This is a genomic window from Moraxella boevrei DSM 14165, from assembly GCF_000379845.1.
GTDB lineage: Bacteria > Pseudomonadota > Gammaproteobacteria > Pseudomonadales > Moraxellaceae > Faucicola > Faucicola boevrei.
On record NZ_KB903811.1, the window covers coordinates 99,209 to 108,015 of the forward strand.

Here is an 8,807-nt window from a genome sequence, read left to right on the forward strand (position 1 = left end):
GTTTAGCACCCATAACGATAACAATTACCACTAAAAAAACAACTTTTTGTTGAATATTCTTGTTAAAAGTAACTATTTGGGGAAATTACTGTGAACGAATGTCAAATTCCATCTGTGCCTATCGCGTTCAATGAACCTGAACGCTTGGCTCAACTCGCTCAATACCAAATTATGTTTAGTGAGAAAGAGCCTGCGTTTGATCGTATTACCCAGTTAGCACAGTGCTTTTTTCAAACGAGTATGGCAGGTATTACCTTTATTGATAAAGACACCCAGTTTGCTAAATCTAGTGTAGGTTGTCAGATGAGCATTTTACCACGTGATATTGCGATTTGTAATCACACCATAGCTGATAGTAAAACCTTGGTTATTTTAGATATGTTACTGGATAGTCGTTTCAAAAAAAATCCATTGGTGGTTAGTGAGCCGTTTTTGCGTTTTTATGCAGGGGCTTCAATTTTGGTAAAAAATGCTCAAGGTGAAGAATTTGCATTGGGGGCATTATGTGTGTTTGATACGCTACCACGTGCTGAATTTAGTGAAAAGCAAGTTGAAATGCTGGAACAATTCGCCAAGCTAGTTGGTGATGCCCTAGAATCACGTTTGCAAAAACAAAAAGCCCAACGTGCCGATGAAATCAAATCAGCATTTTTGGCAAATATGAGCCACGAAATCCGCACACCCATGAATGGCATTCTAGGAATGTTAGATTTGTTGTCGCAAACGCCTGTGAGTCCACAACAACAAGAATATATTTCCCATCTAAAAAATTCTAACGAACATTTGTTAAATATTGCCAATGATATTTTGGATTTGTCCAAAATTGAATCAGGCAAAATGCAATTTACCAAAACGGCAATTAATTTAAAAGATGTATGCGAACAAGTTATCGCAATTTTTCATTTAACCGCGTATGAAAATGGCATTGATTTGATATTTGATTATCCGCAGGATTTGCCGAAATTTGTCAAAACTGACCCTGTTCGTGTGCGTCAAATTTTAGTAAATTTGGTGAATAATGCGATAAAATTTACCCCAACTGGTGGTAAAGTTAGGCTACAAGCGATTAATGGTGCTGATGATTGCGAAATCAAATTGCAAGTGATTGACACAGGCTGTGGTATTCGTGCCGAGTCGCAAGCGGTGATTTTTGATGCGTATAATCAAGCAGACAAATTCACCCACCGTGTGTATGGTGGTACAGGGCTTGGTTTGTCGGTGTGCAAGGCGTTAGCCGAAGGTATGGGCGGAACGATTACGGTTGATAGCAAAATCTGTCAAGGTTCAACTTTTAGCTTGTGTTTGCCGTTTGAAATGTTGAGCGATGGCGATTATCAATCCTTGTGTATCAATGATGATTTTCTTAGCCAAAGCAAAATCCGCTTGCCTGCTCATATTTTGCTTGCTGAAGACAATCAACTGAATGCCATGGTTGCGATAAAATCGTTAAAAAAATTCGGCTACACGGTGGATTTGGCAAAAGATGGTCAAGAGGCAGTAAATCTGTTTAGCGATAATCCCGATAAATATCAGGTAATTTTGATGGATCATCAAATGCCGATTATGGACGGCGTGCAAGCCACCAAAGAACTCAAAAAACGCTTTGACAAATTACCGCCAATCATTGCGGTAACTGCTCACGCCATGCACGGCGACAAAGATATTTACCTAAAAGTTGGCATGCAAGACTACTGCACCAAGCCGTATAAACCTGAGTTTTTAGATAATATGATACAAACTTGGTTAAAAAACTATACGTAAATTTGGGCGTAAATTTGCGTGCAAAATTAGCTTAGTTATCATTAACTTAGTTATCCATTGGTAATCAAAAAATTTAACATGGGCTAAACAATTCAAGCCATGCCGACAATAAACGAACCATCGTTAAAAGCCGTTAATAGTCTTGCTAATGCAATTTTTAGCGTGTTTTTTGATACCAATAAAAAAGCCCAAGTAAAGTGTTGACAAAAGCACAATAATTGGGCGGAAAAACTGTTGATGAGTATAAAACCATGAATAGCTTGTCGGTGCAATTTACCAATAATTTTAACAAAAAATAAAGCGAACTCCAGCACATTGACGGGGTGTTAGGCGTTACGCCAAATCAAATTCATGATTTGTATTCATTTGTTGATAAAAATCAAGCAGATAAATTGTTGGCAATTTACACCAACAATTCACGTTTGCCACTTTTACCCATGGCACTCACCAAGCCTGCCGACTCCATCGCATCCACAATCCTAGCGGCACGGTTATAACCAATGCTAAACTTGCGTTGGATGCTGGATGCTGATACTTTGCGACTTTCTATCACAAAGGCGACCACTTCGTCATACAATGGGTCATCATCACCGCTAGAACCGCCACCGCTTTCGCTGCCGCCTGTCGGTGCAGACAATTCAAAATTATCAAACATATTGTCAATATAGTCAGGAGCCCCACGCTCCCGCCACGCATCACAGATACGGTTCACTTCTTCGTCACTGATAAAAGGTCCATGTACACGGATTGGTTCAATTTGCCCTGGCCCTAAAAATAACATATCGCCATGCCCAAGCATATCTTCCGCCCCACCTGCATCCAAAATCGTACGAGAATCCACTTTTGAGTTGACACGCAAGCCAATCCGCACAGGAATATTGGCTTTAATCAAACCTGTAATCACATCCACAGATGGACGCTGGGTCGCCAAAATCAAGTGAATACCTGCAGCACGCGATTTTTGGGCAAGGCGAGTAATCAGCTCTTCGGCTTGTTTGCCCACTTGCATAATCATATCCGCAAATTCATCAGCGACAATCACGATTTGCGGTAGTGGTTTTAGTTTTGGTGGTTTGTCTTGGCTAACGCTGTCATGAATACGCCACAGTGGGTCAAGTAGTGGGTGTCCTTGTTCTTCTGCGGTGATAATTTTTTTGTTAAATTCATCAAGTTTTCGCACTTTAAATAGCGACATCAGCTGATAACGGCGTTCCATTTCGCCAACACACCATGACAAGGCACTGGCAGCTTCGGTCATATCGGTTACTACAGGGGTCAACAAATGGGGAATATCATTATAATTTGCTAGCTCTAACTGCTTAGGGTCAATTAAAATCATGCGTAACTGACTTGGTGTATATTTTAACAAAAGCGATAGCAAAAGCGAGTTTACCAATACGGATTTGCCAGACCCTGTCGTCCCTGCCACGAGCATATGCGGGGCTTTGGCAAGGTCAGTTATCACAGGTCGCCCTGCGATATCTTTGCCCATTGCCATACTTAGATGAGCTTTGGGGTCTTGGTAATTTTCGGTTTTTAACAGTTCAATTAATCGCACCATTTGACGCTTTGGATTTGGCACTTCAATGCCGATATATGGCTTACCGGGGATAACTTCTACCACCCGCACCGATGCCATGGACAACGAACGTGCCAAATCTTTGGCGATACCTGTGACCTTACTAGCTTTCACACCTGCTGCTAACTCTACTTCAAAACGGGTAACCACTGGACCCATTTGGGCGTTCACTACTTGGGCTTTTACCCCAAAATCTTGCAATTTTATTTCCAATAATTCGGATAATTGTTGTAACTCTTCTCGTGTGTAGCTTGGTTTTCGGTTTGGGTCGGGCAAATCCAGTAATGTGATAGATGGCAATGCAGGCAAATCCGCGCGGTATTGGGCGGTTTGTATGGCACGAGATTTACCGACAAATAACGCATCATTATGAATATCCAACGGATTTGCCACAGGTTCAACCGTGTTTGGTGTGTCAAATTCTGCTGAATCCACCGCTCGCTCGGCCACGGATTTTGTTGGTAATGTCTTGTCAATTTCAAACGCATCATTGACAAAATCAATGTCTTCAATGCGATCATCAACCGACACATTATCAATCTTATCAAATACTTGTGGCTCAATATTATTTTGCAAAGTTAAATTAGTGGCAACAGTTCGCAAACCCAAAATTTCGGCAACTGATTGGACTTTTGTCGGCTCTGCTGTATTTCCCGCTACATTTGCATTCACACTCGTATTATTAACTTGAATGGTGGTTATTACATCTTCACCAATCCCCATTTTGGGCAAAGTATTATCAAAGCTCTCTTGAAAGTGATTGCTCGTGTTCAGCGTTGCCAAGCCTTGCGTGGCATTCATCAGCGTGTCAAACACATCGTCATTGTTATCAAGTTGGTTCGCCTGAGTTTGATTAATTTGATTATCAAACTCACCTGAAAAATCACTTTCAAAATGCACTTCTTGCGGTGTTTGCAGTTGCAGATTGGCTTGTAACGTGTCAGGAATGGTTTCACCCTTGAGTTTGGCATTTAATTTTTTGGTTAATTTACTGTTTGCCAAATACGCCGAACTAATCGGACGGAACGGGTTCACCCCTTCGTTGCTATCCATCCATTCAAATTCTTTGGTTTCACTAAAGCCCGTTTCATCCAAAAAGTCATCGAGCGGGCTTTGTTGATTATCAACATAAGTTTGATTTTTAGACGAATTACTTTCGCTAATAATCGGTTGAATAATCTCACTTTCTGGTGTTTCTTGTGCCCAATCTACGTGCAAATCATTGTCAAACGTTAATGGTAATTGTGGATTGTCGGTTTCGGTTTTTGCTTGAGTTTCGTTAGCAATTGGCTTTTCAGCATTTTGTGGCTGTTTAAATAGGCTTGCCAATGGGGTTTTTGCCAAAATCTTGTGCCATTTTAAATCAAAACTAAACGTCATCACGATAAGCAAAAACACCAATAAAAAGATAAACGCACCAACAATAGTTAACAAATTTTGCAAACCTTGCCCAACCACTTGCCCAATCAGCCCTTGACTGAACCAACGAAACGGCAACAAACTCATCAATGCCGAACTTGCCAACAGCAAAAAAATGTAACCAAGCAACCGCAACGCACCATGTGGCTCGGTATGACGAAACCATGCACGCCAACCTTCATAGCACGCCACTAGCACTAGCCACCAACTTGACACGCCAAAAAACGTATACAAAATATCGGACAACCACGCCCCACCTTCGCCAGCCAAGTTACTGACTTCACTCGTAATATTACTGGCGTGCGACCAACTGGGGTCGTTAGCAGAATAACTCATCAGCGACATAAACAGCAACACCGCAACAACTAACCAAAGAAACGTCAAAAAACTTGAGCGAAAATAATGCGACAACATATTCACCTTTTGGGGAAATGAAAAAATAGCAAAAACAGGAAAGTAGCGAAAATCAATGGCAAATTTTATCATAAAATCAGATGATTATAAAATCCAATCACCACAAAAAAAAATTACCGTCAAAGCTTGCTATTTTGGACAAAACCCCTTATCTTAGTACTAAGTTTTACCAATTAAATTGAATTAAGGGCAGTATCATGACTGATAGCAACACTATTCACCACAAACTCATCATTCTAGGCTCAGGACCAGCAGGCTATACCGCAGGGGTTTACGCCGCTCGTGCCAACCTAAATCCTGTCATTATTACAGGACTGCAAGTCGGCGGACAGCTCACCACCACCACCGACATCGAAAATTGGCCGGGTGATGCCCACGGCTTGACAGGCACGGAGCTGATGAACCGTATGCAAGCCCATGTGGAGCATTTTGGCACACAAATCATCTATGACCACATTCATGCGGTGGATTTGAACCAACGCCCCTTTCAATTAACTGGCAACAGCCAAACTTATAGCTGTGATGCGTTAATCATCGCAACAGGGGCATCAGCACAATATTTGGGGTTGGAAAGTGAACAAAAGTTTATGGGTCAAGGTGTGTCCGCTTGTGCAACTTGTGATGGTTTTTTTTATAAAAATCAAGAGGTTGTGGTCATCGGTGGGGGAAATACCGCCGTTGAAGAAGCGTTGTATTTATCCAATATTGCCAAACACGTGACGCTTATTCATCGCCGTGATAGCTTGCGTGCCGAAAAGATTTTGCAAAATCGTCTATTTGAAAAACAACAAAACGGCAATATCAACATTGAATGGCACGCCCAAATAAAAGAAGTTATTGGCGACCAAACAGGGGTAACAGGCGTTATCATTGAGAATGTCAATGACGGCTCAACCAAACAAATCAACGCCACAGGAATGTTTGTAGCAATCGGACACAAGCCAAATACCGACATTTTTGTCGGACAACTCACCATGAAAGACGGCTATATCGTGGTCAATAGCGGACTTGACGGTAACGCTACCGCAACGAGTGTCGCAGGTGTGTTCGCTTGTGGCGACGTCGCCGACCATCAGTATCGCCAAGCGATTACCTCCGCAGGGACAGGCTGTATGTCGGCGTTAGATGCCGAACGGTATTTAGACGGATTGACCGAAAATCCTTAAACAATGGTTGACATGACAAATTTATCCCATTATGAAATTTTGCAACGTAAATTTGACGGTGAAAACAGTTCGTTTTTAATGCAATTACGTTGTGATTTGTATTGGGATAAATTGGCGTTGGAACGACTTGTAAAAAGTAGAAATTGACTTTAATTTTCAAAAATAAATCAATCTTTACTTTAATTATTATGAATAATTCAACATCAAAAACGCTCACCAAACAAGGAAAATTGAAAAATCCATAACAGGTTTTTTGTCAAATTTTGCCAATCCAACACTCATTAACCAAGAAAAAATAGCATGGCAACAAGCCATGATAGACAAGCATAAAAATAAGCTTAAAAATTCGGATAATAAAAATTGATGTTAAATCAATATCTTAGCTACCCTTGTGATTATGACTTCCCTAACCCATTATTTAGCCAAAATAAAGATGGACTAATCGCTATCGGAGCGGATTTATCACCAAAAACTTTGCGTTACGCCTATGCACACGGCTTTTTTCCGTGGTTTGACGATGAAAGTCCGATTATGTGGTGGTCACCAAATCCACGTTGCGTAATTTATCCACACACCTTCTCGCCCAGCAAAACCCTTGCTCGCAAACTCAAAAACAGCAATTGGACATTTACCCTAAACCGTGACTTTTCTGCCGTAATCAATGCGTGTAGCGAGGCTCGCAGTTATAGCGATGGCACATGGATAACTGGCGATATGATTAACGCTTACAGCCAATTACACCATTTAGGCGATGCTCACAGCGTGGAAATTTGGCAAGATAAGCAACTGATTGGCGGATTATATGGTATCAAACTAGGACAAGCTTTTTTTGGTGAAAGTATGTTTCACAAAGTTACGGACGCTTCTAAAGTAGCATTTTTTGCCTTAATGAAAATTTGTCAATTATCCGATTTTGCGTGGGTAGATTGTCAATTACCTAACGCACATCTGTTAAGTCTTGGGGCAAATGTGATTAGCCGTGAACAATTTTTAACTGATTTGCCCAAACAAATTCACCAAGCCAGTTGCGATTGGTCAGCGATTTTTGAGCAAAAATTTACAGTGAAAGACTTGTTATTAAATTGTCCGATTATTAATAAAAGCAATCAGTTACACTTAAAACAACCGTCGTAAAATCAACGCATCGATTCGGCTATTATCCGCATTTTGGTAATAATTTTTACGAATAGCAATCTGCTCAAAACCAAATTGATGATAAAACGCAATCGCAGACCCATTATCTTCTCGCACTTCTAGCAATATACCGTCAACATTTGCTAATTTTAAATGGTCAAAAATGTGTTCTAACAACTGAGTGGCAATGCCTTGGCGTTGATAATTGGAATGTGTGGCAATGCGTAAAATCTCTGCATTTTCAAAGACTTGGTTATATAGACAATAACCCACCGCTACCTTATTTTTTAGCAAAAAAACTAACTGATGAAAATCATCTTTTAATAAGTCGGTAATCGTTATTTGCGACCAAGCATCTACAAATAAACTCTGTTCAATCTCGCTAATCTGCTGTAAATAGCTTTCATTCAAATCATCTTTTTGCAAAAACTTTTTGCTCATCACTTCGCTCATTACATTTCCCAAAACATTTTTTCAAAATAAAAAATATCTACCAAACTCAAGCCATAAAAAAAGAGCCACCTAAGCGACTCTTTTTTGGTTTGGTATTACCAAATCACCGATAACCTTACGATTACCCAGTTATTTTTATTCGGTTACTTTAGCAACAACACCAGCACCGACAGTACGACCACCTTCACGGATTGCAAAGCGTAACCCTTGGTCCATTGCGATTGGGTGGATTAATTCTACTGCCATTTCAACGTTATCACCAGGCATTACCATTTCGGTACCTTCTGGTAGGGTGATTGCACCTGTTACGTCAGTGGTACGGAAGTAGAATTGTGGACGGTAGCCATTTAGGAATGGGGTGTGACGTCCGCCTTCTTCTTTGCTTAGTACGTATACTTCTGCGTCAAATTTGGTGTGTGGTTTGATTGAGCCTGGTTTTGCCAATACTTGTCCACGTTGTACTTCTTCACGTTTTGTACCACGTAGTAATACACCACAGTTCTCACCTGCACGACCTTCGTCTAGCATTTTGCGGAACATTTCTACACCGGTACAGGTGGTTTTGATGGTTGGTTTGATACCAACGATTTCAATTTCTTCACCTACTTTGATGATGCCTGATTCTACACGACCTGTTACGACAGTACCACGTCCTGAGATTGAGAATACGTCTTCAATTGGCATTAGNAATGCTTTGTCAATGGCACGTTCTGGTTCTGGGATATAGCTGTCTAGCGTGTCTAGTAGTTCTAGAACTGCTGGTTCGCCGTATTTGCCGTCACCGCCGTTTAGGGCTTCTAGAGCTGAGCCTTTGATAATTGGGGTGTCGTCACCAGGAAAGTCGTAAGAAGATAGTAGTTCACGTACTTCCATTTCTACGA

At 40.9% G+C, this 8,807-nt stretch carries 7 protein-coding genes; 4 read left to right on the forward strand and 3 right to left on the reverse strand.

What is annotated here, in order from left to right:
* Window positions 1-90: 90 nt before the first annotated feature.
* Window positions 91-1,761 (forward strand): GAF domain-containing hybrid sensor histidine kinase/response regulator, encoded by a 1,671-nt coding sequence (locus tag A3G3_RS0112195; RefSeq protein ID WP_019520805.1) that lies wholly within the window; start codon window positions 91-93, stop codon window positions 1,759-1,761.
* Between the two features lie 403 nt (window positions 1,762-2,164).
* Here the strand turns inward: A3G3_RS0112195 and A3G3_RS0112205 are convergent, their stop codons facing one another.
* Window positions 2,165-5,245, reverse strand: a complete 3,081-nt coding sequence (locus tag A3G3_RS0112205) for a DNA translocase FtsK (protein ID WP_019520807.1) — start codon at window positions 5,243-5,245, stop codon at window positions 2,165-2,167.
* Between the two features lie 125 nt (window positions 5,246-5,370).
* Here A3G3_RS0112205 and trxB point away from each other — a divergent pair, with 125 nt between their 5' ends.
* From trxB to aat, 3 genes are all read left to right on the forward strand, one after another.
* Window positions 5,371-6,339 carry a thioredoxin-disulfide reductase gene (gene trxB, locus A3G3_RS0112215; RefSeq protein ID WP_019520809.1) on the forward strand — a complete coding sequence of 323 codons (969 nt, stop codon included), beginning with the start codon at window positions 5,371-5,373 and terminating at the stop codon, window positions 6,337-6,339.
* Window positions 6,340-6,351: 12 nt separating this feature from the next.
* Complete coding sequence (locus A3G3_RS14880; protein WP_019520810.1) at window positions 6,352-6,486, forward strand: hypothetical protein; 135 nt, start codon at window positions 6,352-6,354, stop codon at window positions 6,484-6,486.
* A 216-nt stretch (window positions 6,487-6,702) separates the two neighbouring features.
* Window positions 6,703-7,473 carry a leucyl/phenylalanyl-tRNA--protein transferase gene (gene aat / locus A3G3_RS13805; protein WP_019520812.1) on the forward strand — a complete coding sequence of 257 codons (771 nt, stop codon included), beginning with the start codon at window positions 6,703-6,705 and terminating at the stop codon, window positions 7,471-7,473.
* Here the strand turns inward: aat and rimI are convergent.
* Window positions 7,456-7,926 (reverse strand): ribosomal protein S18-alanine N-acetyltransferase, encoded by a 471-nt coding sequence (rimI, locus tag A3G3_RS0112235; RefSeq protein WP_019520813.1) that lies wholly within the window; start codon window positions 7,924-7,926, stop codon window positions 7,456-7,458. The two genes, aat and rimI, sit on opposite strands and share 18 nt — an antisense overlap.
* A 135-nt stretch (window positions 7,927-8,061) precedes the next feature.
* Window positions 8,062-8,807 (reverse strand): EF-Tu C-terminal domain-related protein (locus A3G3_RS0112240; protein WP_026212945.1); only part of this gene is annotated, 746 nt, incomplete at its 5' end.

Bases quoted from the DNA above. Each gene is read 5' to 3' on its own strand.
- A3G3_RS14880 (WP_019520810.1), top strand. From the start codon at position 6,352: ATGACAAATTTATCCCATTATGAAATTTTGCAACGTAAATTTGACGGT.
- trxB (WP_019520809.1), top strand. From the start codon at position 5,371: ATGACTGATAGCAACACTATTCACCACAAACTCATCATTCTAGGCTCA.
- aat (WP_019520812.1), top strand. From the start codon at position 6,703: ATGTTAAATCAATATCTTAGCTACCCTTGTGATTATGACTTCCCTAAC.
- rimI (WP_019520813.1), bottom strand. From the start codon at position 7,926: ATGAGCGAAGTGATGAGCAAAAAGTTTTTGCAAAAAGATGATTTGAAT.
- A3G3_RS0112205 (WP_019520807.1), bottom strand. From the start codon at position 5,245: ATGATAAAATTTGCCATTGATTTTCGCTACTTTCCTGTTTTTGCTATT.